Source organism: Streptomyces armeniacus, from assembly GCF_003355155.1.
Lineage (GTDB): Bacteria > Actinomycetota > Actinomycetes > Streptomycetales > Streptomycetaceae > Streptomyces > Streptomyces armeniacus.
The window spans coordinates 2,244,551-2,266,771 of the sequence record NZ_CP031320.1 but is presented as its reverse complement, the minus strand read 5'-3'; the positions used below and the strand labels follow the sequence as shown (position 1 = coordinate 2,266,771).

The following is a 22,221-nucleotide window of genomic DNA, read 5'->3' as shown; positions in this document are numbered from 1 at the left end:
GGAGTCTCCCTGCGGCGGAGCCTCAGGAAGACACCATCGGAACGTCAGGTACTCGGAGATCGCCATGACCCGCACCCCCGTCAATGTCACCGTCACCGGCGCCGCGGGGCAGATCGGCTACGCGCTGCTGTTCCGCATCGCGTCCGGCCATCTGCTCGGCGCGGACGTGCCGGTGCGGCTCCGGCTGCTGGAGATCCCGCAGGCGGTGAAGGCCGCCGAGGGCACCGCGATGGAGCTGGACGACTGCGCCTTCCCGCTGCTCAGTGGCATCGACATCACCGACGACGCGAACGCCGCCTTCGACGGCACCAACGTCGCCCTGCTGGTCGGCGCCCGGCCGCGGACGAAGGGCATGGAGCGCGGCGACCTGCTGGAGGCCAACGGCGGCATCTTCAAGCCGCAGGGCAAGGCCATCAACGATGGCGCCGCGGACGACGTGAAGGTCCTCGTCGTCGGCAACCCCGCGAACACCAACGCGCTGATCGCGCAGGCCGCCGCCCCCGACGTACCGGCCGAGCGGTTCACCGCGATGACCCGCCTCGACCACAACCGCGCGCTGTCGCAGCTCGCGAAGAAGACCGGCAGCACGGTCGCCGACATCCGGAAGCTCACCATCTGGGGCAACCACTCGGCGACCCAGTACCCGGACATCTTCCACGCCGAGATCGCGGGCAAGAACGCCGCCGAGGCCGTCAACGACGAGAAGTGGCTGGCCGACGAGTTCATCCCGACCGTCGCCAAGCGCGGCGCGGCCATCATCGAGGCGCGCGGCGCCTCGTCCGCCGCATCCGCCGCCAACGCCGCGATCGACCACGTGCACACCTGGGTGAACGGCACCCCCGAGGGCGACTGGACCTCGATGGGCATCCCCTCGGACGGCTCGTACGGTGTGCCCGAGGGCCTGATCTCGTCGTTCCCCGTGACCTGCGCCGGCGGCTCGTACGAGATCGTCCAGGGCCTCGAGGTGAACGACTTCTCGCGGCCGCGCATCGACGCCTCCGTACAGGAGCTGGCCGAGGAGCGGGACGCGGTACGCGGGCTGGGCCTGCTCTGAACGCACGCTGACGGGCTCCGCGCGGACCCGGCCGTCACCCCCGGCCGCCGCTGAACGCGCGCCCCGTCACATCACCCGTCACAACGGGCCGGTACGGACCATCGCTGTCCGTGCCGGCCCGTTCGCGTTCCGTGGGAAAGGTGGCCGGAAACTGCCCCGTGTGCCCATTGACGTCATTCGGTTAGGCATTCGTGCTGTTACCGAGACCCAGGGGAACAGAGGCTCGTGAGGAAGGCCACTTATTCGACTCATAGAGACATGAGGCGGTCGGGATGGGGCAGGGGTTTCGTTTGATCACCACGCCTCGGCAGGTGATCAGGCACATTTCGTACATGGAAGGCAGATCACAAGGTGTCCGTAATCGAGAGCATGCACATCAACGGAGTGTGGCGCTCCGCCACAGCCGGCGGGACACGGGACGTTCTCGACCCGGCGGACGCCTCGGTCCTGGCGGTTGTCGCCGAGGGTGACGCGGACGACACCGACGCCGCTGTCGCCGCCGCCCGCGATGCCTTCGACAACGGGCCCTGGCCCGGGACACCCGCCACCGAGCGCGCGGGACTGCTGCGCCGCGTGGCCGACCTCCTGCAGCGCGACCGCGAGGAGATCGCCCTCACCGAGTCGCGCGACACGGGCAAGACCCTCGAGGAGGGCCGGGTCGACGTGGACGACGTCACCGCCGCCTTCCGCTACTTCGCGGACCTGATCGTGAACGAGTCCGGCGGCCGTGTGGTCGACGCCGGCAGCGCCGACGTACACAGCGTCGTCGTCCACGAACCGGTCGGCGTCTGCGCGATGATCACACCGTGGAACTATCCCCTCCTCCAGGCCAGCTGGAAGGTCGCACCGGCGCTCGCCGCCGGCAACACCTTCGTGCTCAAGCCCAGCGAGGTGACGCCGCTCTCCACCGTCCACCTGCTGAGACTGCTCGCCGAGGCCGGCCTGCCGACGGGCGTGGCCAACCTCGTCACCGGGGCCGGAAACCCCGTGGGCGCCCGACTGGCGGAACACCCCGGTGTCGATCTGGTCTCGTTCACCGGCGGCCTGGCCAGCGGTACGAAGGTGGCGCAGGCGGCGGCCCCCACCGTGAAGAAGGTCGCGCTGGAGCTGGGCGGCAAGAACCCGAACGTCGTCTTTGCGGACGCATGCGACACGGACGAGCGTTTCGACCACGCGGTCGATCAAGCCTTGAACGCGGCGTTCATCCACAGCGGCCAGGTCTGCTCGGCCGGCGCCCGGCTCGTCATCGAGGAGTCGGTACGGTCCCGCTTCGTCACGGAGCTCGCCGAGCGCGCCTCCCGCATCCGGCTGGGGCGCGGCACCGAGGACGGTGTGGAGTGCGGCCCGCTGGTCTCCGAGCAGCAGCTCGCCAAGACCGAGGCGTACGTCGCGTCCGCGCTCGCCCAGGGCGCCACCCTGCGCTGCGGCGGCGAGCGCCCCAAGCCCTCCGAGGTGCGCCCCGCCTCGGGCTACTTCTACTGCCCGACGGTTCTCGACGACTGCGACCGGAGCATGCGGGTCGTCCGGGAAGAGACGTTCGGGCCGATTCTGACCGTCGAGACCTTCCGTACCGAGGACGAAGCCGTAGCCCTCGCGAACGACACCGACTACGGTCTCGCGGGCGCCGTCTTCTCCTCGGACACGGCACGGGCACGCCGGATCGCGGCCCGTCTGCGGCACGGCACGGTCTGGATCAACGACTTCCACCCGTACCTGCCGCAAGCCGAGTGGGGCGGTTTCGGCAAGTCCGGAGTGGGCCGCGAACTCGGTCCGCACGGTCTGGCCGAGTACCGCGAGACGAAGCACGTGTACGAGAACCTGCGCCCCGCACCGGTGCGCTGGTTCGCGGGCTGACCCACCCACGTCCCCGCCGGAGGACCTTCGCCCGCACCCCCGGCGCCTTCATCCCCTCAAGGAGCAACACCCCCAATGGCCACCTATGACTACGTCATAGTCGGCGGCGGTACGGCCGGTTCCGTGATCGCCTCCCGGCTCACCGAGGACCCCGGCGTCCGCGTCGCCGTCATCGAGGGCGGTCCGTCCGACATGGACCGCCCGGAGGTGCTCACCCTGCGCCGCTGGCTCGGCCTGCTCGGCGGTGAGCTGGACTACGACTACCCGACGACCGAGCAGCCCCGCGGCAACTCCCACATCCGGCACAGCCGCGCCCGCGTCCTGGGCGGCTGCTCGTCGCACAACACCCTGATCTCCTTCAAGCCGCTCCCCTCCGACTGGGACGAGTGGGAGGAGGCGGGCGCCCGCGGCTGGAACGCCGAGACGATGGACCCGTACTTCGGGAAGCTGCGGAACAACATCGTCGCGGTGGACGAGAAGGACCGGAACGCCATCGCCCGCGACTTCGTCGAGGCCGCCACCGCCGCGCTGGGCGTGCCGCGCGTCGAGGGCTTCAACAAGGCGCCGTTCACCGAGGGCGCCGGCTTCTTCGACCTCTCGTACCACCCGGAGAACAACAAGCGCTCCTCCGCCTCCGTCGCGTATCTCCACCCCCACATGAAGGCCGGCGACCGCCCGAACCTGGACCTGTTCCTGGAGACCTGGGCGTACCGGCTGGAGCTGGACGGCAACCGCGCGACCGGCGTCCACGTGCGTACGGCCGACGGCACGGAGCGGCTGATCAGCGCCGAGCGGGAGGTACTAGTGTGCGCGGGCGCCGTGGACACCCCGCGGCTGCTGCTGCACTCCGGGATCGGGCCCGCCCGCGACCTGGAGGCGCTGGGCATCCCGGTGGCGCTCGACCTGCCGGGCGTCGGCGAGAACCTGCTCGACCACCCCGAGTCAGTGATCGTCTGGGAGACGGACGGCCCCATCCCGGAGAACTCCGCGATGGACTCCGACGCGGGCCTGTTCGTACGGCGCGACGAGACCGCCCCGGGCCCCGACCTGATGTTCCACTTCTACCAGATCCCGTTCACCGACAACCCCGAGCGGATCGGCTACGAGAAGCCCGAGCACGGCGTGTCGATGACCCCGAACATCCCCAAGCCGCACAGCCGCGGCCGGCTGTTCCTCACCTCGGCCGACCCGGCCGTCAAACCCGCCCTCGACTTCCGCTACTTCACGGACGAGGACGACTACGACGCCCGCACCCTCGTCGACGGCATCCGCCTCGCCCGCGAGGTGGCCCGCGCCGAACCGCTGGCCAAGTGGCTGAAGCGGGAGGTGTGTCCGGGCCCGGAGGTCACCTCCGACGAGGAGCTCAGCGCGTACGCCCGCCAGGTCGCGCACACCGTGTACCACCCCGCGGGCACCTGCCGGATGGGCGCCGCCGACGACGGACTCGCCGTGGTGGACCCGGAGTTGCGCGTACGCGGGCTGGCCGGCATCCGCATCGCCGACGCCTCCGTCTTCCCGACGATGCCCACCGTGAACCCCATGCTCGGCGTGCTCATGGTCGGCGAGAAGGCCGCCGACCTGCTGCGCTCCGACGGCTCCAGCGGCAAGTCCCCTGATACGACGCCCCATTCGACGACGGCACTGGGAGGTGTTGCGTGATGTCCGAAACCACCGAGACCCACCCGGTGTTCTCCGTCCGCAATCTGTGGAAGGTCTTCGGCCCCAAGGCGGAGAAGGTCCCGGGCAACAAGGAGTACGCGGGACTCAGCGCCACCGACCTGCGCGCCAAAACGGGCTGCACCGCCGCCGTACGCGACGTCTCCTTCGACGTGCACAAGGGCGAGGTCTTCGTCGTCATGGGCCTGTCGGGCTCCGGCAAGTCCACGCTCGTACGGTGTCTGACCCGGCTCATCGAGCCGACCTCGGGCTCGCTGGTGATGGACGGCGAGGACGTACGCGCCATGGACAAGAGCCGGCTGCGCGAGCTGCGCCGGCACCGCGCCTCGATGGTGTTCCAGAACTTCGGGCTGCTGCCGCACCGCAGCGTGATCGACAACGTCGCCTACGGCCTGGAGATCCAGGGCATGGGCCGCGAGGAGCGCCGCGCCGTCGCCGCCGAGATGGTGGAGAAGGTCGGCCTGGCGGGCCTCGGCGAACGCCGCCCGCGGCAGCTGTCCGGCGGCCAGCAGCAGCGCGTCGGGCTGGCCAGGGCGCTCGCCGTCGACCCCGAGGTGATGCTCTTCGACGAGCCGTTCAGCGCGCTCGACCCGCTGATCCGCCGCGACATGCAGGAGGAGGTCATCCGGCTGCACCGCGAGGAGGGCCGGACGATGGTGTTCATCACCCACGACCTGTCCGAGGCGCTGCGCCTGGGCGACCGGATCGCGCTGATGCGGGACGGCGAGATCGTCCAGCTCGGCACCCCGGAGGAGATCGTCGCCAACCCGGCCGACGACTACGTACGGGACTTCGTCCGCGACGTGCCGCGCGAGCAGGTCATCTCCGTACGGCGGGCCATGCGCGCCGCGGACGGCGCGGAGGCCAAGGCCGGCTCCGGCGCCTCCGAGGGCGCCGCCGGTTCCGAGCTGCCGCCGAACGCGCTCGTCTCCGACGCGATCGAGGCCGTGGCCCGTACCGGCGAGCCGGTGCGCGTGATGGACGGCAAGAAGCTCCTCGGCGTCGTCGGGCACGAGCAGCTGCTCGCAGTCGTCGCCGGCATCGACAAGGACGGCGGGGACGGCGGGGACGGCGGCGACGGCGGGGATGCCGGCAAGGACGGCGGGGACGGCAAGGAAGGCCGGGAGGTGGCTGCCGTATGAGCACCGCACGAACCGGCGGGCGCTCGCCCCGTACCCAGCAGGGGAGGGGCGTATGAGCGCGCCGACGCTTGAGAAGAAGGGCTCCGCGCCCGCATCCGGCTCCGGCGGCACGGGCGGCTCCGGCGACGAGGGCCTCGGCGTACGCGTACGGGCCTGGCTCGGCGCGAACCCCAGGGCCGCGCTGGTGCTGCTGGCGCTCCTGGTCGCGGTCGTCAGCGCCGTGATCGTCGGTGAGAGCGACTGGCCGGCCGGCTGGACCGTCGACGTCGAGACGCCGCTGAACGACCTGAACAACTGGCTCGTCGACAACCGCGACACCCACTGGCTGTTCCTGTACTTCCTGCTGCACGTCAGCAACTCCGCGCAGGACTCCGTGGACGGCATGATCGAGCTGTTCGAGTCGCTCGGCTGGGTCGGCGTGACCGCCATCGGCACGCTGATCGCCTGGGCCGCGGGCGGCGCCGACCTCAGCCGCCGCGCGCTGCGCGTCGGGGCGACCGCGCTCGGCGTGTTCGCGGTGTGCGGGCTGCTGGACATGTGGGAATCCACCATGGAGACGCTGGCCCTGATGACGGTCGCGGTGTTCGCCGCCGCCGTCCTCGGCCTGCTCCTGGGCCTGGCCGCCGGGCTGTCGGACCGCTGCGAACGGCTACTGCGCCCGGTGTTCGACACGATGCAGGTGATGCCGGCGTTCGCGTACCTGCTGCCGTTCCTGCTGATCTTCGGCATCGGCGTGCCGTCCGCGCTGGTCGCGACCGTCATCTACGCCGCACCGCCGATGGCCCGGCTCACCTCGCTGGGCCTGCGCGGCGCGGACCCGGCCGCCCTGGAGGCATCCGCCTCGCTGGGCGCCAGCTCCTGGCAGCGGCTGCGCACGGCGCGGCTGCCGCTGGCGCGCAAGGAGATGATGCTCGGCCTCAACCAGACGATCATGATGTGTCTGTCGATGGTCGTGCTCGCCTCGCTGATCGGCTCCGGCGGTCTCGGTGAGGAGATCTACCAGGCGCTCGGCGACATCGACGTCGGCGAGGCCCTGACCGCGGGCGTGGCCGTCGTACTGCTGGCCATCCTGCTGGACCGGACGACCGCCGCCGCGGGGGAGCGCCTCGACGAGCACGAGCCGCCGGGCCCGGGGCCGCTGGCGCGGCTGCGCGGCTGGCCGGTGTGGGCCGGGCTGGGCGTGCTGACGGCGGCGTTCGCGGCGTTCGGCAGCCGGCTGTGGGACCGCGAGTGGCCGGAGACCTGGACGGTGGACATCGCCGAGCCGGTGAACACCGCGGTGGACTGGTTCATCGACCACCTCGGTTCCGGTGTCCCGCTTCTCGGCGGCACCGTCACCTGGGCGAACGGCTTCGCCAACGGCGTGCTCAACCCGCTGCGCAGCGGCCTCCTCGCCACGCCCTGGTGGGCCGTGGTGCTGGTCGTCGCCGTGCTGGGCTGGGTCGTCGGGACCTGGCGCGCGGCGCTGAGCAGCGTCATCGCGCTCGGCCTGATCGGCGTGATGGGTTTGTGGGACCGGTCGTTCGACACCCTGTCCCAGGTGCTGGCCGGGCTCGTCCTCACGCTGCTGTTCGGCTTCCTGCTGGGCATCCTGGCGGCCCGGGTGGACCGCGTCGACCGGATGCTGCGGCCGGTGCTGGACACGATGCAGACGATGCCGCAGTTCGTCTATCTGATCCCGGTCATCGCCCTGTTCAGCCTCGGGCGCGCGGCCGGCATCGCGGCAGCGGTGATCTACGCGCTGCCCGCCGTCGTACGCATCACCGCGCAGGGCATACGGCAGGTCGACCCCGCCGCGCTGGAGGCCGCCCGTTCGCTGGGCGCCACCAGCAGGCAGCAACTCCTGCAGGTCCAGCTGCCGCTGGCGCGCCGGGCGCTGCTCGTCGCCGTCAACCAGGGCGTGGTGCTGGTCCTGTCCATGGTCGTGATCGCCGGCATGGTCGGCGGCGGCGCGCTCGGCATCGACGTGGTGAAGGGCCTGTCGAAGGGCGACCTGGCGCTCGGCCTGCCGGCCGGTGTGGCGATCGTCTGCCTCGGCATCGTCCTGGACCGGCTGTCCCAGCCCGCCGTACGGGAGCGGACGTACCGATGACGTACGCCGCGGCACGGGGGACACGACCGAGGACCCACCGATGACCCCTCAGGCTCCTGGCAACCCGCCAGCCGACAACACAACTACAAGAGAAGGCACTTCCCTCATGTACAAGAGCAAGCGAAGCAGAATGACTCTCGTCGCTGGTGTCGGCGTGGCCAGCATGGTGGCGCTCAGCGCCTGTGGCGCGGCGGAGACCGAGAGCGGCGGCAGTGACAAGGTCACCATCACGCAGCCCTCCTGGGTCGGTGCGCAGGCCAACAGCGCGGTCGCCAAGAAGCTGATGGAGGACGAGCTGGACGTCAAGGTCGACGTGCAGCAGATGGACGAGCCGGTCGCCTTCGACGCGCTGAACAGCGGCAAGGCGGACGCCATCCTCGAGGACTGGGACGGCGTCCCGAAGAAGGTCAAGACCTACGTCGACGAGAAGAAGACCGTCGTCAAGGGCGGCGACCTCGGCGTCACGGGCCACATCGGCTGGTTCGTGCCGAAGTACTACGCGGACAAGCACCCCGAGGTCCTGGACCCGAAGAACCTCAACAAGTTCGCGAAGGACTTCAAGACGTCCGAGAGCGGCGACAAGGGCCAGTTCCTCGGCGCGGCACCGTCGTACACGACGCACGACGAGGAGCTCATCAAGAACCACAAGCTGAACTTCAAGATCCTGCCCACCGGCAGCGAGGCGGCCCAGCTCAAGGAGATCCAGCGGCTCTACGAGGCGAAGAAGCCCTTCCTCACCTACTGGTGGGAGCCGCAGTGGATGAACGCCGAGATCGAGATGGTCGAGGTCAAGCTGCCCAAGTACGAGGACGGCTGCCTGGAGCCGCTGGAGAAGGTGACCTGCGGCTACGACACCCTCGCCCTGCAGAAGTACTTCAACGCGGACTTCGCCAAGGACGGCGGTGACGCGCACAAGTTCCTGAAGAACTTCAAGTGGACCACCGAGGACCAGAACGAGGTGGCCCAGATGATCGCGGGCGAGAAGATGGACCCGGAGGACGCGGCCGCGGCCTGGATCAAGGACAACAAGGCCAAGTGGGAGAAGTGGCTGCCGTAACTCCCGCACTGCGGTGGCTGAAGCCCCGTATGACGTCGTGTGACTAGCTCGGGTAAGCCTGTGACAGGCCCCTGACCTGGCCACTCCGACGAACCTGACCGCCCCCGGAACGCGTGCCGTACCGGGGGCGGTTACTCTTTTGTCTTGCGACACCCCCAGCCCCCCACCAGCGATTGACAGCCGCCCTCCATGTCTTCTGTCCTTCATCTGAGCAAGACCAAGGCCGCCCTCGCGGCCCTCACCCTCCTGGCGCTCAGTGCCTGCGGCTCCGACTCCGGTGCCGGCGCCTCCGAAGACGGCGACCCCGTCACCCTCACCGCGCCCACCTGGGCGGGCGGCCAGGCGAATGCCGCCGTCGCTGCTTACATCCTCGAAGAGGAGCTGGGATACGACGTCACGGTCAAGAAGATGGACGAGGACCACGCCTGGGAAGCCATCGGCGACGGCAGGGCCGACGCCATCCTCGAGGACTGGGGCCACCCGGACCTCGAGAAGAAGTACATCGACAAGAAGAAGACCGTGAAGCAGGCCGGCGACCTGGGCGTGAAGGGCCGCATCGGCTGGTACGTGCCGGAGTACCTGTCCGCCGAGCACACGGACATCACCAAGTGGCGGAAACTCAACGACTACTCGCACCTCTTCCGCACCCCGGAGACGGGCGGCAAGGGGCGGCTCCTCGAGGGCTCCCCGAAGTTCGTGACCCGGGACGAGGAGCTGATCAAGAACCTGAAGCTGGACTTCAAGGCGGTCTACGCGGGTAGCGAGGACGCCCAGATCAAGGAGATGCGCAAGCGCGCCAAGGACGAGGAGCCGTTCCTCACCTACTGGTGGCGCCCGCACTGGCTCGAGTCCGAGGTCGATCTCACGGAGGTCGAGCTGCCGCCGCACTACAACGGCTGCGACGCCGTCGAGGAGAAGGCCCGGTGCGGCTACCCCGAGACGGAGCTGCAGAAGTACCTCAACGCGGACTTCGACAAGGACGGCGGCAAGGCCGCCCACTTCCTCCGCAACTTCCAGTGGGGCGAGGAGGACCAGAACGAGGTCGCGAAGATGATCGCCCGCGACGGCCTCTCCCCGGAGAAGGCCGCGAAGCGGTGGGCGAAGGACAACAAGGGCACGTGGAAGGTCTGGCTCTGGGACCTGTGACGGGCCGCGCGGGGCGGCCCGCCGGGGGCGGGTCAGGTCAGGGCCGGTCCGGCTGGAGCGGGTCCGGCCGCGAGGACTCGCCCTAGGGGAGGGGCAGCGTACGGGCGATGTCCTCGTACGCCGCCAGCGCGCGGGCGTGCAGCCCGCCGCCGTACGTGATGCGGGACGCGCCCGCCTCGGCGAGTTCGCGCGCCGACGGGCCGTCCGGCAGCGGGATCGCGTTGACCGGGACGCCCAACTCCCCGGCGAGCACGCCGAGATCGGCCGGCGGCGCCGCGAACGGATACACGCACTCCGCGCCCGCCGCCACGTACAGCCGTCCCCGTTCGAGCGCCTCGCCCAGCGGGTCGGCGGCGCCGCGGATGTACGTGTCGATGCGCGCGTTCACGAACAGGCGGTCGCCCGCCGCCGCGTGCACCTCCGACAGGAAGTCCGCCTGCCGCCGCGGGTCGACGAGTTCGCCGCCCGCGGAGTCCTCCAGATTGCAGCCGACGGCCCCCGTGCCGAGGAGCCGCGCGACGAGCTCCGCGGGCGGCAGGCCGTAGCCACGCTCGATGTCAGCGCTCACCGGAACGCGCCCGTCCACCGCCCGTACGATCCGGGCCACCGCCGCGAACATCTCGTCCGCGGGGGTGCTGCCGTCGGCGTGGCCGAGCGAGGCCGCGATCCCGTGGCTGGGCGTGGCCAGGGCCTCGGCCCCGGCGCGTACGAACACGTCCGCGCTGGCCGCGTCCCACGGGCCGGGCAGCACCAGCGGATCGCCGGGCGCGCGCCCGGCGTGCAGGGCGCGCAGCCGGGCGGCGGAAGCGGGGGCCGGGGGCCGGGCGGGGTCCGGGGGCGGTCCGGTCACGGGGCGGATCACGCGTCCTTGAGCTTCGCGACGCCGGCGGGGACCGCGCGCGTGGTGACCTGGAACCGGTTCCACGCGTTGATCGCGACGATCTGCGCGATCAGCCGCGCCAGTTCGGCCTCGTCGAAGTGCTTCGCCGCGCGCTCGTACACCTCGTCCGGGACGTAGTCCTGGGTGAGCAGCGTGATCGACTCGGTCAGCGCGAGCGCCGCCCGCTCCCGCTCCGAGTAGACGCCGTCCACCTCCTGCCAGGCGCTCAGCAGGTCCAGCCGCAGCGCGGACTCGCCCTGCTCGCGGGCCTCGGTGAGGTGCATGTCGATGCAGTACGCGCACTTGTTGATCTGCGAGGCGCGGATCTTGATCAGCTCCGCCACCACGGGGTCGAGCCCGTCCGCGGCGGCGGCCTGGAAGGCGGCCATCGTCTTGTACACGTCGGGGGCGGTCTTGAAGAGGGCGATACGGGAACCGGGCTCGGATGTCGTCGTCATGAGCCCGACTCTACGCAGCCAGTAGCCCACCGATATGGTCCATTTCCATGGCGAGTTCCTGGGCCACTTCACAGTCGGAGGGACGGCCGGCCCCCGTCTCCGTCTCGGGCACCGACCTCCACCTCGACCTGGACCGCGGCCCCGGCGGGACCCCCGTACGCGGCCTGCGCGCCGCCCTCATGCGGGCGCTGCGCGACGCCGTACGGAACGGGCGGCTCGCCCCCGGCACCCGGCTGCCCTCCTCCCGCTCCCTCGCCGCCGACCTGGGCGTCGCCCGCAACACCGTCGCCGACGCGTACGCCGAACTCGTCGCCGAGGGCTGGCTCACCGCCCGGCAGGGCTCCGGCACGCGCGTGGCACGGCGTACGGCCGCCCAGCCCGTACGGCGGGCGGCACCGGGCCGCTCGACGGCGCGGGGGCCGTCGAGCGACCCGGAGCGCAGGGGCCCGTACGGGCCGTACGGGCCGCTCGACGGCACCGGCCCGCCCCGGCACGACCTCCGCACCGGCCGCCCCGACCTGTCGTCCTTCCCGCGCGCCGCCTGGCTCACCTCCGCCCGCCGCGCCCTGAACGCCGCCCCCAACTCCGCCTTCGGCTACGGCGATCCACGCGGCCGCCCCGAACTGCGCCGCGCACTCGCCGACTACCTGGCGCGCGCCCGCGGCGTACGCGCCGATCCCGCCCGCATCGTGGTCTGCGCCGGCTTCTCGCAGGCACTCGCGATGCTCGGCCGTACGGACCACACGGCGCGGTACGGCGTCGCCGTCGAGTCGTACGGCCTGTGGATCCACCGCGACATCCTCACCGGCGCGGGTGTACGCACACCGCCCCTCGCGGTCGACGGCCAGGGCGCGCGGGTCGCGGACCTGCACGGCTCGCCCGTACGCGCCGTCCTGCTCACGCCCGCGCACCAGTACCCGACCGGCGCCCCGCTGCTGCCTGACCGGCGCACGGAGGTCGTCGACTGGGCCCGGACGGTCGGCGGACTCGTCCTGGAGGACGACTACGACGGCGAATTCCGCTACGACCGGCAGCCCGTCGGCGCCGTACAGGGCCTGGACCCGGAACGGGTCGTGTACCTCGGCACCGTCAGCAAGAGCCTCGCCCCCGGGCTGCGGCTCGGCTGGGCGGTGCTGCCGGGGCACGTCGTGGACGCGGTGCTGGCGGCGAAGGCGGAGCACCAGTCCAGTGCGCTGGACCAGCTGACCCTGGCGGACCTGCTGGAGTCCGGCGCGTACGACCGGCACGTACGCGCCGTACGGCTGCGCTACCGGCGGCGCCGCGACCAGCTCGTCGCGACCCTCGCGGAACGCGCGCCGCACATCCGCGTCACCGGCATCGCGGCCGGGCTGCACGCGGTGCTCGAACTGCCGCCGGGCACCGAGCAGTCCGTCCTGCGCGCGGCCGCGCGCGTGGGGCTGGCCGTGGACGGCCTGTCGCGCTTCCGGCACCCGGACGCGGCGGGGGTGGACGGGGCGGTCCGTGACGCGCTGGTGGTCGGTTACGGGACGCCGCCGGACCACGCGTTCCCCTCGTCCCTGACCGCGCTCTGCGCGTCCCTCCCTCCCTGACCGCGGCGACTACCGACCCGTCGCTTCCGCACGGCGGGAAGCGGCCACTCCCAGCCCGTCCGGCGTTTGAGGACGGACCGGGGCGGCCACGGCTTGGTGGTGGCCAGTTTGCGTACGGGTGCGGCGCGGCCCCGTCGTGGCCGGGGGCCGTCCTCAATCGCCGGACGGGCTGAATTGCCTGGTTGAGGCCCGTCGTCGAGTGTGCCGGACGGGCTGGATTGCGTGGCTGAGGACGGTCTAATGCGAGAGCACCGCGCGGAGTTGGGCGAGGCCCCAGTCCAGGTCCTCCTTCGTGATCACCAGCGGCGGCGCGATGCGGATCGTCGACCCGTGCGTGTCCTTCACCAGCACGCCCCGCTCCATCAGCCGCTCCGAGATCTCGCGGCCCGTGCCGTGCGCGGGGTCGATGTCGACGCCCGCCCACAGGCCGCGGCCGCGTACCGCCCGTACCGCCCCGTCGCCCACGAGCAGGCCCAGTTCGCGGTGCAGGTGCTCGCCCAGTTCCGTCGCGCGCTGCTGGTACTCCCCGGTTCGCAGCATCGCGATGACCTCCTGCCCGACCGCGCAGGCGAGCGGGTTGCCGCCGAAGGTGGAGCCGTGTTCGCCGGGCCGGTACACGCCCAGCACGGCCCGTGAGGACACGACCGCCGAGACGGGGACGACGCCGCCGCCCAGCGCCTTGCCCAGCACGTACATGTCGGGCACCACGTCCTCCTGCTCGCAGGCGAACGTCGCGCCCGTACGGCCCAGCCCGGACTGGATCTCGTCCGCGATGAACAGCACGTTCCGGTCCCGGGTCAGCTCCCGTACGCCGGTGAGGTAGCCCGGCGGCGGGACGAGGACGCCCGCCTCGCCCTGGATCGGTTCCAGCAGGACGGCGACGGTGTGCTCGTCCACGGCCGCCTCCAGCGCGGCGAGGTCGCCGTAGGGGACGATCTCGAAGCCCGGGGTGTACGGGCCGAAGTCGCGCCGCGCGTCCTCGTCCGTCGAGAAGCTGACGATGGTGGTGGTGCGGCCGTGGAAGTTGTTGTCCGCGACGATGATCTTCGCCTGCCCCGCGGGCACGCCCTTGACCTGGTAGCCCCACTTGCGCGCGGTCTTCACCGCCGTCTCGACGGCCTCCGCGCCGGTGTTCATCGGCAGCACCGTCTCCATGCCGCACAGCTCGGCCAGCGACGCGCAGAAGTCGGCGAACCGCTCGTGGTGGAAGGCGCGCGAGGTCAGCGTGACGCGGTCCAGCTGGGCCTTGGCGGCGTTGACGAGCCGGGGGTTGCCGTGCCCGAAGTTCAGCGCCGAGTACCCGGCGAGCATGTCCAGGTAGCGCCGTCCCTCGACGTCGGTCATCCAGGCGCCCTCCGCGGAGGCCACGACGACGGGGAGCGGGTGGTAGTTGTGCGCGCTGTACGCGTCGGAGGTCGTGATCAGCTCGGAAGAAGTGACCATGGGTGGGCGTTCCGTTCTTCTCGTCAGACTGACAGGCGGTGCCTCTTTCTATCGCCGGTGGGCTGATTTACGAAGCCTGTATCCGGTGATGATCGTGGCGCGCCGCTGTTCGTACGGTCTGCACCCAGTGTCGCCCCCGTGGGTGTGACGTTCCCCGCGAGGCGGGCCCTGGGGCCTCGTGAGGCCCCGCGTTCTGCGAGAATGGGCGTCATGGCCAACGACCGTCGACCTCGCGTGCTGTCCGGGATCCAGCCCACCGCCGGCTCCTTCCACCTCGGCAACTACCTGGGTGCCGTGCGCCAGTGGGTGGCCCTGCAGGAGACTCACGACGCGTTCTACATGGTCGTCGACCTGCACGCGATCACGATCCCGCAGGACCCCGCCGAGCTGCGGGCCAGCACCCGCCTCGCGGCCGCACAGCTGCTGGCCGCCGGGCTGGACCCGGAGCGCTGCACGCTGTTCGTGCAGAGCCACGTGCCGGAGCACGCGCAGCTGGCGTGGGTCATGAACTGCGTCACGGGCTTCGGTGAGGCGTCCCGGATGACCCAGTTCAAGGACAAGTCCGCCAAGCAGGGCGCCGACCGGACCACCGTCGGCCTGTTCACGTACCCGATCCTGCAGATCGCGGACATCCTGCTGTACCACGCGGACCAGGTGCCCGTCGGCGAGGACCAGCGCCAGCACGTCGAGATCACGCGCGACGTGGGCGAGCGCTTCAACGGCCGCTACGGCCCGACGTTCACCATCCCGGAGCCGTACATCCTGAAGGAGACGGCGAAGATCTACGACCTCCAGGACCCGGCGATCAAGATGAGCAAGTCGGCGTCCTCCCCGAAGGGCATCGTCAACCTGCTCGACGAGCCCAAGGCCACCGTGAAGAAGGTCAAGAGCGCGGTGACCGACACGGGCTCGGAGATCGTCTTCGACGAGGAGAAGAAGCCGGGCGTCAGCAACCTGCTCACCATCTTCGCCACACTCTCCGGCACGGGTATTCCGGAACTCGAGCAGAGGTACGCCGGCAAGGGCTACGGTGCGCTGAAGACCGACCTCGCCGAGGTCGTCACGGAGTGGGTGACGCCGTTCCGGGCCCGTACCCAGGAATACCTGGACGACCCGGAGACGCTGGACTCCATCCTGGCCAAGGGTGCGGAGAAGGCGCGGAGCGTCGCCGCCGAGACCCTGGCCACGGCGTACGACAGGGTGGGCTTCCTGCCCGCGAAACACTGACCCGACGAAGACCCTCGTCCCGCGGCCGCCCAGCCGCCACACTGGCACGGGCACGCGCGCGGAGACGGGACAGCACGGACACGAAGAACGACGCGGCAGCACGACGCAACGGGGCACGGCAAGAGACACAGCGCAGGAGGGAGAACGACGTGGGGACCGTCACGCTCGGTGTATCGATCGCGGTCCCGGAGCCGTACGGCAGCTTCCTCCAGGAGCGGCGTGCGGGCTTCGGCGATCCCGCCGCACACGGCATTCCCACCCACGTCACCCTGCTCCCGCCGACCGAGGTGGACGCCGCGGCGCGGCCCGCCATCGAACGGCATCTGGCCGCCGTGGCGGCGGCGGGGCGCGCGTTCCCGATGCGGCTGTCGGGCACGGACACGTTCCGGCCGCTGTCCCCCGTGGTGTTCGTACGGGTGGCCGAGGGCGGCTCGGCCTGCGGCTGGCTGCAGGAGCGCGTACGCGCCACCGAGGGGCCGCTGCGCCGCGAGCTGCACTTCCCGTACCACCCGCACGTCACGGTCGCGCACGGCATCGCCGAGGAGGCGATGGACCGGGCGTACGCGGAGCTCGCGGACTTCGAGGCGGCCTGGACGGTGGACGGCTTCGCGCTGTACACGCAGGGCGCGGACTGTGTGTGGCGGCTGCAGCGAGAGTTCGCGTTCGGCGGCGCCAAGCCGTGCTTCCCCGCGGTGCCGCGGCAGGCGGACCTGTCGGACCTGTCCAGGCCCGCCGCGCCCTCCGTCTGAGCCCGCGCGCCCGCTCTCCTCTCTGGCCCTCCGCGGCGTCCGGCTGATTCCTGCGGCCGGGCGCCCTCTCTGCGTCCGGCCCTTTCCTGCTTCTTTCCAGCGGTTTTCTTCCGCGGCTCCCGGTGTTTTTCCGAACTGTTCTCCAGTGCATTTCTGCTGAACTCAGGTGCAGCAGACTCAATTTGAAATCCAGTGGCACAACAGGAATGATCCCAGTGCGCTGGAGCGGCGTGCCTGTCCGCATGCGCTCCACCGTATCGAAATGAGGAGAATTCCATGGGACAGCCGATACCGCCCAATTCCGCGTATCCGCCTCAGGGGGGTTCGGGACCGCCGCAGTGGCAGCAGGGGCCACCGCAGGGAGGCCCGCCCCAGGGGCCGCCGCCCGGCGGGCCGCCCGGTCAACCGCCTGGTCAGCCTCCGATGGGCGGTCCGCCCCCCGGTGGCCCGCCCGGTCCGCCCCCGATGGGCCCCGGTGGCATGGGGCCGGGCGGTACGGGCCCGGGGCGCCGGCGCCAGCAGAAGTCGAAGACGGGTGTGATCGTCGCCGCGGTGCTCGCGGTCGTGCTGATCGCGGGCGGTGGTATCTGGTTCGCCACCAGCGGTGGTGACGGCGGAAAAGAAGGCGACGCGGCGTCGGACGCGGCCGCGGCGAAGGTCGTCAACAAAGTCCCGATGCCGAAGGTCAATGACGAGACCGTCGCAAAGGGAATGTGGACGACCGACAAGAACTTCGTGAAGGCCGGGGTCAAGGAGATCGTCGGATATCCGCTGTCGGGCGGCCAGGCGGAATGGAAAATTCCGCTCGATGGCAACCTCTGCTGGTCCTCCTCGTACGTCACGAAGGAAGGCCAGGTCGCGGTCCTTTTTGAGAACGGCAAGGACAGCGATCCGGAGTGCACCCAGGTCGGCGTGGTCGACGTGCACAAGGGCAAGCTGCTCTGGCAGAAGCAGGCCGTCGACAGCTGGGGCGACACCATGGACTTCGACGAGGTCACGATGGGTGGCGGCACGGTGGCCGCGGGGGGCACCAGTGGCGGCGTCGCGTGGTCGGCCGAGGGCAGGCAGCTCTGGGCACCGGGGGAGGACGACCAGTGCGACGACGAGGGCTACGCGGGCAGCGAGGAGAAGCTGGTCGTCGTCCGCGAGTGTGGTGACGCCGACCCGCCCGCTCTACGCGTGCAGACCCTCGACCCGGCCTCCGGGGAGGCGAAGTCCACGTACAAGCTGCCCTCCGGCCCCGAGTACGTGCACGTGGCCTCCGTCGACCCGCTGCTGATCGGCGTCGACACCGGCGACGCGGAGCCCGGCGCGAGCGTCACGGACTTCATGACGATCGACGACAGCGCGGCGCAGGGCAAGCTGCTGAGCAAGATCGACATCCTGGCCGACGCGTACGAGCTGGACTGCCCCGCGGTCAATGTGGACGGCTGTACGGAGTTCGCCCTCGACAAGGGCACGAGCACGCTCTATCTGGGCTCGGACCAGACGCCGGACGAGCAGTACGACGTCGGCAACAAGATCGTCGCCTTCGATCTGAAGACCGGCAAGAAGACCGGCCAGTCGAAGATGGAGAAGGGCGTCGCGCTGGTGCCGATCGGCCTCGACGAGAAGGGCGCGGTCCTCGCGTACCAGGAGGCGACGACCGCAGGGGGCGGCGGCGTCTGGCGGGTCGACCCCAAGACGTTCAAGACGGAGAAGCTGCTGCAGCACCCGGCGGACACCGCCGAGATGGAGGGGAGCTTCAGCTCGGACCGGCGGCTGCTGTACACGGGCAAGAAGCTGTACCTGGGTGACGACCTGGCCCGGCGGCGTTCCGCCGACGTGTCCGGCGACCGCCCGCTCGCGGTGATCTTCGGCCCCGGCAGCTGAGCAGCGGCGCCTCCCGCGCGGGGCGCACGGCGCGTCCGGCCCCACGCCTAGCCTGTTCGGGCGTGGGGCCGGTGCCATGACGTGAGGGGACGTACGGGGGCGGGTAGGCGCTGGTGATGGAACAGCTCACCAAGCTGCCCGTCATCGGCCCGTTTTTCGCCTGGTTCTTCGGCACCAGGGTGTGGCGGGTGTACGAGCATCTCGACGCGCGCAAGTGGCAGCGGCTCGCCGCCGCCATCACCTTCACCAGCTTCCTCGCGTTCTTCCCGATGCTGGTGGTCGGCGTCGCCATCGGGGCCTCGTTCCTGTCCCCGAGCCGGATGCAGGACGTCAAGGAGACGATCGCCGAGCAGGTGCCGGGGATCTCCGACAAGCTCGACATCCAGTCGCTCGCGGACAACGCGGGCACGATCGGGCTGGTCGCCGGTGCGGCGCTGCTGTTCACAGGTGTCAACTGGGCCGGGACGCTCCGCGAGTGCCTGCGCGCCGTCTGGGACCTGGAGGAGGACCCGGGCAACCCGGTGCTGCTCAAGGCCAAGGACCTCGCCGTACTCCTCGGGCTCGGCCTCGCCGGGCTGGTCTCCATGGCGGGCTCCGCGTTCGCCGTCTCCGCCGTCGACTGGGTGGCGGAACGGGCGGGGCTGGCCGAGGGCGGTGTCGGCACCTGGCTGCTGCGCCTGGCCGGGTACGCGGCGGCGGTCGGGGCCGACTTCCTGCTGCTGTGGTACGTGCTGCGGGTACTGCCGCGGGTGAGTCCGCCGCGCCGGGCCATGGTGGTGGCGTGCCTGATCGGCGCCGTCGGCTTCGAGCTGCTCAAGCTGCTGCTCGGCGGCTACCTCCAGGGGGTGGCCGCCAAGAACACGTACGGCGCCTTCGGCGTGCCCATCGCGCTGCTGCTGTGGATCAGCTTCATGACCAAGCTGCTGCTGTACTGCGCGGGCTGGACCGCGACGGAGGAGACGGCCGCGGACGCGGAGCGGAGCGCGGACGCGGAGTCGGACACGGAGCCGGGCTCGGACTCCGGTTCCGGTTCCGCAGCCGGTTCAGGTTCGGATTCCGGTTCTAGCCGCGGTCCGGGCCGTGACGCCGCAGCCGGGCCAGGTCGGGCAGCGGCCACCGGCGGTGCACCGCGTACGCGCCCATCGCCAGCACCACGAGACAGCCGCCCGTGACCGCGAACGCCGTCCCCATGCCGCCGCCCGACGAGCCCTCGCCCGTCGGCCCGGCGGAGGCGAGCGACGCCTGGTCGGGGCCCTTGCCGCCGCGTACGTCGCCGTTCTTGCCGCCGCCCCCGGCGTCGCCGCCGGGCTCCTGCCCGCCGGGCGGCACCAGTTCGCCCACCGGCCGTACGGTGTCGGCCGCGCTGAAGCCCCAGTCGAACAGCTTCGCCGTCTCCTTGTAGACACCCAGGTCACCGCCGCCGCCCTTGGGGTGCATCACGGTGACCAGCAGGACGCGGCCGTCGCGTTCGGCGACACCCGTGAAGGTGTTGCCCGCCTTGGAGGTGGAGCCGTTCTTCACGCCGGCGATGCCGGGGTACGGGTCGAGCCCGTAGTCGCCGGTGAGCAGCCGGTTCGTGTTCTGGATCTCGAAGAACTCCCGCTTCTCCTTGCCCTCTTCGCCCTTCTCGCTCTTCTCGCCCTTCTTTGACTTCTTCGTCTCGCCGGGGAACTTGGCCCGCACCGTCGAGGCGTAGTCCCGGAAGTCCTTCTTCAGCATTCCGGAGCGGGCGATGAGCGTCAGGTCGTACGCCGACGAGACCTGGCCTTCGCGGTCGTACCCGTCGGGCGACACCGCGTGCGTGTCCAGCGCCCGCAGCTGCTTCGCGTGCGCGTTCATCTCCTGCACGGTCTTGTCCACGCCGCCGTTCATGGCCGCGAGCGTGTGCACCGCGTCGTTGCCGGAGCGCAGGAAGACGCCGAGCCAGAGGTCCCGTACGGAGTACGTCTCCCCCTCCTTGACGCCGACCAGGCTGCTGCCCTCGCCCATGCCCTCCAGATCGGCCCGCTTGACCTTGTACTCGCGGTCCTTCGGGAACTTCGGCAGCAGCGTGTCGGCGAACAGCATCTTGAGCGTGCTGGCCGGCGGGAGCCGCCAGTGCGCGTTGTGCGAGGCCAGGACATGGCCGGTTTCGGCGTCCGAGACGATCCACGAACGCGCCGTCAGCTTCTTGGGCAGATCGGGTGTCTTGGCGCCGGGACGCGGGTCGACCTGGGTGCCGGGCTCGCCCAGCTTGGCGCCGCCGAGCGTGGACATGTCGCCGGGCGGCTTGGGTGCGGGCTTGTCATCGGCGTGCGCCGCCGGTGCGGCGGGCGTCAGCAGAATGGGCGTCAGAAACGCTGCGGCTCCTGCGGCGAGCATGGTGGCACGGCGCGGGCGGCGTACGGCAGATGAGGTGGTCGGCACTCGTCGAACGTACAGGCACACAAGTCATATGGGCACCGGGAGGGTGTGCGTACGACACAGTAGCCCCCCATCAGCGATCAGATTAGGCCGATAGCCATACTTGCCTCTATGCGCCGGTCTTCCGGGGACTCACCCCCGAAACCCCCGAGTCTCACCCGTTCCGCCCGCCCTCTGCCGTGTTCCGCGGCCGCTGACGCCGGTTCCGGCGCGGGGCGGAGGCGGCGATGATCGCGCTGACGATCCTGCTCGTGCTGGCGATCGTGTCCACGGTCGTCACCGCGCACTGGTACCTGTGGCGGCGGCTCGTACGCGACGTGTCCGCGCCGGGCGGGTGGTGGCGGCGTACGGGCACGGTGCTCGCGTTCGCGTTTCCGGCGTGCGCGTTCGCGGCCTTCGTCACCCGGCAGTCGGAGGCGCCGTTCCTGGTGCAGCGGATGCTGGCCTGGCCCGGCTTTCTCTGGATGGCGCTGCTGCTCTACCTGCTGCTGGCGCTGCTGGTCGGCGAGCTCGTACGGCCTCTGCTGCGGCGCGTGCTGGCGCGGCGGGATGCCGTACGGGCGGCGGGCGCGGGCGCGGGCTCCGAGGGCGAGGGTGAGCGCGTCTCGGTGCCGGCGGCCCCGGCGGAAGCGGCCGAGTCCGCTTCCACTTCCGAGTCCGCGTCCGCTTCCACATCCGAGAGGGAGTCGGAGGAGGACCAGCCCGAGCCCGCGGACGGCGCCCGGCCCGAGCGCGGTGGCGAGGACCCCGCGCGGCGGCTCTTCATCGCGCGCACCCTCGCCGTCGGCGCCACCACCGTCGCCGCCGTGACCGTCGGCGCGGGCGCGTACAGCGTGCTCAACGGGCCCACCCTCAAGCGCCTCACCGTCCCGCTCGCCAAACTGCCGCGCAGCGCGCACGGTTACCGCATCGCCGTCGTCAGCGACATCCACCTGGGCCCGATCCTGGGCCGTTCGCACACGCGGCGCATCGTCGACATGATCAACGGCACCCAGCCCGACCTCGTGGCCATCGTCGGCGACCTGGTGGACGGCAGCGTCGCCGACCTCGGCCCGGCCGCCGCGCCGCTCGCCGAACTGGAGTCGCGGCACGGCTCGTTCTTCGTGACCGGCAACCACGAGTACTTCGGCGACGCCGGCGAGTGGCTCGACTACCTCCGCGAGATCGGTGTCCACCCGCTGGAGAACGCCCGCCGCGAGCTGCCCGGCTTCGACCTGGCCGGCGTCAACGACCTCGAGGGCGAAAACGAGGGCGAGGGCCCGGACTTCGGCAAGGCGCTCGGCGACCGCGACACCTCGCGCGCGTCCGTACTCCTCGCGCACCAGCCCGTACAGATCCACGACGCCGTCGACCACGGCGTCGACCTGCAGCTGTCCGGGCACACGCACGGCGGCCAGGTCTGGCCCGGCAACTACCTCGCCGGACTGGCCAACCCGACAGTCGCCGGGCTGGAGCGGTACGGCGACACGCAGCTGTACGTGACGCGGGGCGCGGGCGCGTTCGGGCCGCCCGTACGGGTGGGTGCCGAGTCGGACGTGACGGTCGTGACGCTGGCCTCGAAGCAGGCGTGAGTCTTCCGGCCGCCGGGCGAAGCCC

Annotated in this window: 17 protein-coding genes; 13 read left to right on the top strand and 4 right to left on the bottom strand. The window is 71.1% G+C overall.

The annotated features are described in order from the left end of the window. Positions 1 to 64 precede the first annotated feature (64 nt). From DVA86_RS09900 to DVA86_RS09870, 7 genes are all read left to right on the top strand, one after another. Positions 65 to 1,054 (top strand): malate dehydrogenase, encoded by a 990-nt coding sequence (locus tag DVA86_RS09900; RefSeq protein WP_208877472.1) that lies wholly within the window; start codon positions 65 to 67, stop codon positions 1,052 to 1,054. 369 nt (positions 1,055 to 1,423) lie between these two features. After that, positions 1,424 to 2,908, top strand: a complete 1,485-nt coding sequence (locus DVA86_RS09895) for an aldehyde dehydrogenase family protein (protein WP_425470797.1) — start codon at positions 1,424 to 1,426, stop codon at positions 2,906 to 2,908. Between the two features lie 75 nt (positions 2,909 to 2,983). Further along, positions 2,984 to 4,567, top strand: a complete 1,584-nt coding sequence (locus tag DVA86_RS09890; protein ID WP_208877470.1) for a GMC family oxidoreductase — start codon at positions 2,984 to 2,986, stop codon at positions 4,565 to 4,567. After that, positions 4,567 to 5,727 carry a quaternary amine ABC transporter ATP-binding protein gene (locus DVA86_RS09885; protein WP_208877469.1) on the top strand — a complete coding sequence of 387 codons (1,161 nt, stop codon included), beginning with the start codon at positions 4,567 to 4,569 and terminating at the stop codon, positions 5,725 to 5,727. The genes DVA86_RS09890 and DVA86_RS09885 overlap by 1 nt, the downstream gene beginning before the upstream one ends. Before the next feature lie 52 nt (positions 5,728 to 5,779). Continuing rightward, positions 5,780 to 7,819 carry an ABC transporter permease gene (locus DVA86_RS09880; RefSeq protein WP_208877468.1) on the top strand — a complete coding sequence of 680 codons (2,040 nt, stop codon included), beginning with the start codon at positions 5,780 to 5,782 and terminating at the stop codon, positions 7,817 to 7,819. 130 nt (positions 7,820 to 7,949) lie between these two features. Further along, positions 7,950 to 8,876 carry an ABC transporter substrate-binding protein gene (locus DVA86_RS09875; RefSeq protein ID WP_245996465.1) on the top strand — a complete coding sequence of 309 codons (927 nt, stop codon included), beginning with the start codon at positions 7,950 to 7,952 and terminating at the stop codon, positions 8,874 to 8,876. 189 nt (positions 8,877 to 9,065) lie between these two features. Continuing rightward, the gene (locus DVA86_RS09870) at positions 9,066 to 10,022 is read left to right on the top strand and encodes an ABC transporter substrate-binding protein (protein ID WP_208877466.1); all 957 of its coding nucleotides are present in this window, start codon (positions 9,066 to 9,068) and stop codon (positions 10,020 to 10,022) included. A gap of 82 nt (positions 10,023 to 10,104) precedes the next feature. Here DVA86_RS09870 and DVA86_RS09865 read toward each other — a convergent pair whose 3' ends face one another. Together DVA86_RS09865 and DVA86_RS09860 are read right to left on the bottom strand one after the other, a co-directional pair. Then, on the bottom strand, positions 10,105 to 10,872 hold the full coding sequence (locus DVA86_RS09865) for an isocitrate lyase/PEP mutase family protein (protein WP_208877465.1): 768 nt from the start codon (positions 10,870 to 10,872) through the stop codon (positions 10,105 to 10,107). Positions 10,873 to 10,880: 8 nt separating this feature from the next. Continuing rightward, positions 10,881 to 11,360: a carboxymuconolactone decarboxylase family protein gene (locus DVA86_RS09860; RefSeq protein WP_208877463.1), complete on the bottom strand. Its 480-nt coding sequence runs from the start codon at positions 11,358 to 11,360 to the stop codon at positions 10,881 to 10,883. A 47-nt stretch (positions 11,361 to 11,407) separates the two neighbouring features. Here DVA86_RS09860 and pdxR point away from each other — a divergent pair, with 47 nt between their 5' ends. Further along, a complete protein-coding gene (gene pdxR / locus DVA86_RS09855) occupies positions 11,408 to 12,931 on the top strand; it encodes a MocR-like pyridoxine biosynthesis transcription factor PdxR (RefSeq protein WP_208877461.1) in 1,524 nt (507 codons plus the stop codon). A 237-nt stretch (positions 12,932 to 13,168) separates the two neighbouring features. Here the strand turns inward: pdxR and rocD are convergent, their stop codons facing one another. After that, on the bottom strand, positions 13,169 to 14,374 hold the full coding sequence (gene rocD, locus DVA86_RS09850; protein ID WP_208877459.1) for an ornithine--oxo-acid transaminase: 1,206 nt from the start codon (positions 14,372 to 14,374) through the stop codon (positions 13,169 to 13,171). Positions 14,375 to 14,584: 210 nt separating this feature from the next. On the opposite strand from rocD, the gene trpS reads away from it, so the two are divergent. From trpS to DVA86_RS09830, 4 genes are all read left to right on the top strand, one after another. Beyond that, the gene (gene trpS, locus DVA86_RS09845; RefSeq protein ID WP_208877457.1) at positions 14,585 to 15,601 is read left to right on the top strand and encodes a tryptophan--tRNA ligase; all 1,017 of its coding nucleotides are present in this window, start codon (positions 14,585 to 14,587) and stop codon (positions 15,599 to 15,601) included. A gap of 149 nt (positions 15,602 to 15,750) precedes the next feature. Further along, positions 15,751 to 16,350: a 2'-5' RNA ligase family protein gene (locus tag DVA86_RS09840; RefSeq protein ID WP_208877455.1), complete on the top strand. Its 600-nt coding sequence runs from the start codon at positions 15,751 to 15,753 to the stop codon at positions 16,348 to 16,350. A gap of 480 nt (positions 16,351 to 16,830) precedes the next feature. Next, positions 16,831 to 18,222 (top strand): hypothetical protein, encoded by a 1,392-nt coding sequence (locus DVA86_RS09835; RefSeq protein WP_208877454.1) that lies wholly within the window; start codon positions 16,831 to 16,833, stop codon positions 18,220 to 18,222. Positions 18,223 to 18,338: 116 nt separating this feature from the next. Further along, the gene (locus DVA86_RS09830; RefSeq protein WP_208877452.1) at positions 18,339 to 19,394 is read left to right on the top strand and encodes a YihY/virulence factor BrkB family protein; all 1,056 of its coding nucleotides are present in this window, start codon (positions 18,339 to 18,341) and stop codon (positions 19,392 to 19,394) included. Here DVA86_RS09830 and DVA86_RS09825 read toward each other — a convergent pair. Next, on the bottom strand, positions 19,285 to 20,628 hold the full coding sequence (locus DVA86_RS09825) for a D-alanyl-D-alanine carboxypeptidase family protein (protein WP_425470796.1): 1,344 nt from the start codon (positions 20,626 to 20,628) through the stop codon (positions 19,285 to 19,287). The genes DVA86_RS09830 and DVA86_RS09825 overlap by 110 nt on opposite strands. Before the next feature lie 224 nt (positions 20,629 to 20,852). Here DVA86_RS09825 and DVA86_RS09820 point away from each other — a divergent pair, with 224 nt between their 5' ends. Beyond that, the gene (locus DVA86_RS09820) at positions 20,853 to 22,196 is read left to right on the top strand and encodes a metallophosphoesterase (protein WP_208877450.1); all 1,344 of its coding nucleotides are present in this window, start codon (positions 20,853 to 20,855) and stop codon (positions 22,194 to 22,196) included. Positions 22,197 to 22,221: the final 25 nt, after the last annotated feature.

What these genes read in the sequence shown, in the direction of transcription:
- DVA86_RS09830 (WP_208877452.1), top strand. Translation starts at nt 18,339, where the DNA reads ATGGAACAGCTCACCAAGCTGCCCGTCATCGGCCCGTTTTTCGCCTGG.
- DVA86_RS09895 (WP_425470797.1), top strand. Translation starts at nt 1,424, where the DNA reads ATGCACATCAACGGAGTGTGGCGCTCCGCCACAGCCGGCGGGACACGG.
- DVA86_RS09875 (WP_245996465.1), top strand. Translation starts at nt 7,950, where the DNA reads ATGACTCTCGTCGCTGGTGTCGGCGTGGCCAGCATGGTGGCGCTCAGC.
- trpS (WP_208877457.1), top strand. Translation starts at nt 14,585, where the DNA reads ATGGCCAACGACCGTCGACCTCGCGTGCTGTCCGGGATCCAGCCCACC.
- DVA86_RS09880 (WP_208877468.1), top strand. Translation starts at nt 5,780, where the DNA reads ATGAGCGCGCCGACGCTTGAGAAGAAGGGCTCCGCGCCCGCATCCGGC.
- rocD (WP_208877459.1), bottom strand. Translation starts at nt 14,374, where the DNA reads ATGGTCACTTCTTCCGAGCTGATCACGACCTCCGACGCGTACAGCGCG.
- DVA86_RS09860 (WP_208877463.1), bottom strand. Translation starts at nt 11,360, where the DNA reads ATGACGACGACATCCGAGCCCGGTTCCCGTATCGCCCTCTTCAAGACC.
- DVA86_RS09835 (WP_208877454.1), top strand. Translation starts at nt 16,831, where the DNA reads ATGGGGCCGGGCGGTACGGGCCCGGGGCGCCGGCGCCAGCAGAAGTCG.
- DVA86_RS09870 (WP_208877466.1), top strand. Translation starts at nt 9,066, where the DNA reads ATGTCTTCTGTCCTTCATCTGAGCAAGACCAAGGCCGCCCTCGCGGCC.
- pdxR (WP_208877461.1), top strand. Translation starts at nt 11,408, where the DNA reads ATGGCGAGTTCCTGGGCCACTTCACAGTCGGAGGGACGGCCGGCCCCC.
- DVA86_RS09900 (WP_208877472.1), top strand. Translation starts at nt 65, where the DNA reads ATGACCCGCACCCCCGTCAATGTCACCGTCACCGGCGCCGCGGGGCAG.
- DVA86_RS09820 (WP_208877450.1), top strand. Translation starts at nt 20,853, where the DNA reads ATGATCGCGCTGACGATCCTGCTCGTGCTGGCGATCGTGTCCACGGTC.
- DVA86_RS09890 (WP_208877470.1), top strand. Translation starts at nt 2,984, where the DNA reads ATGGCCACCTATGACTACGTCATAGTCGGCGGCGGTACGGCCGGTTCC.
- DVA86_RS09885 (WP_208877469.1), top strand. Translation starts at nt 4,567, where the DNA reads ATGTCCGAAACCACCGAGACCCACCCGGTGTTCTCCGTCCGCAATCTG.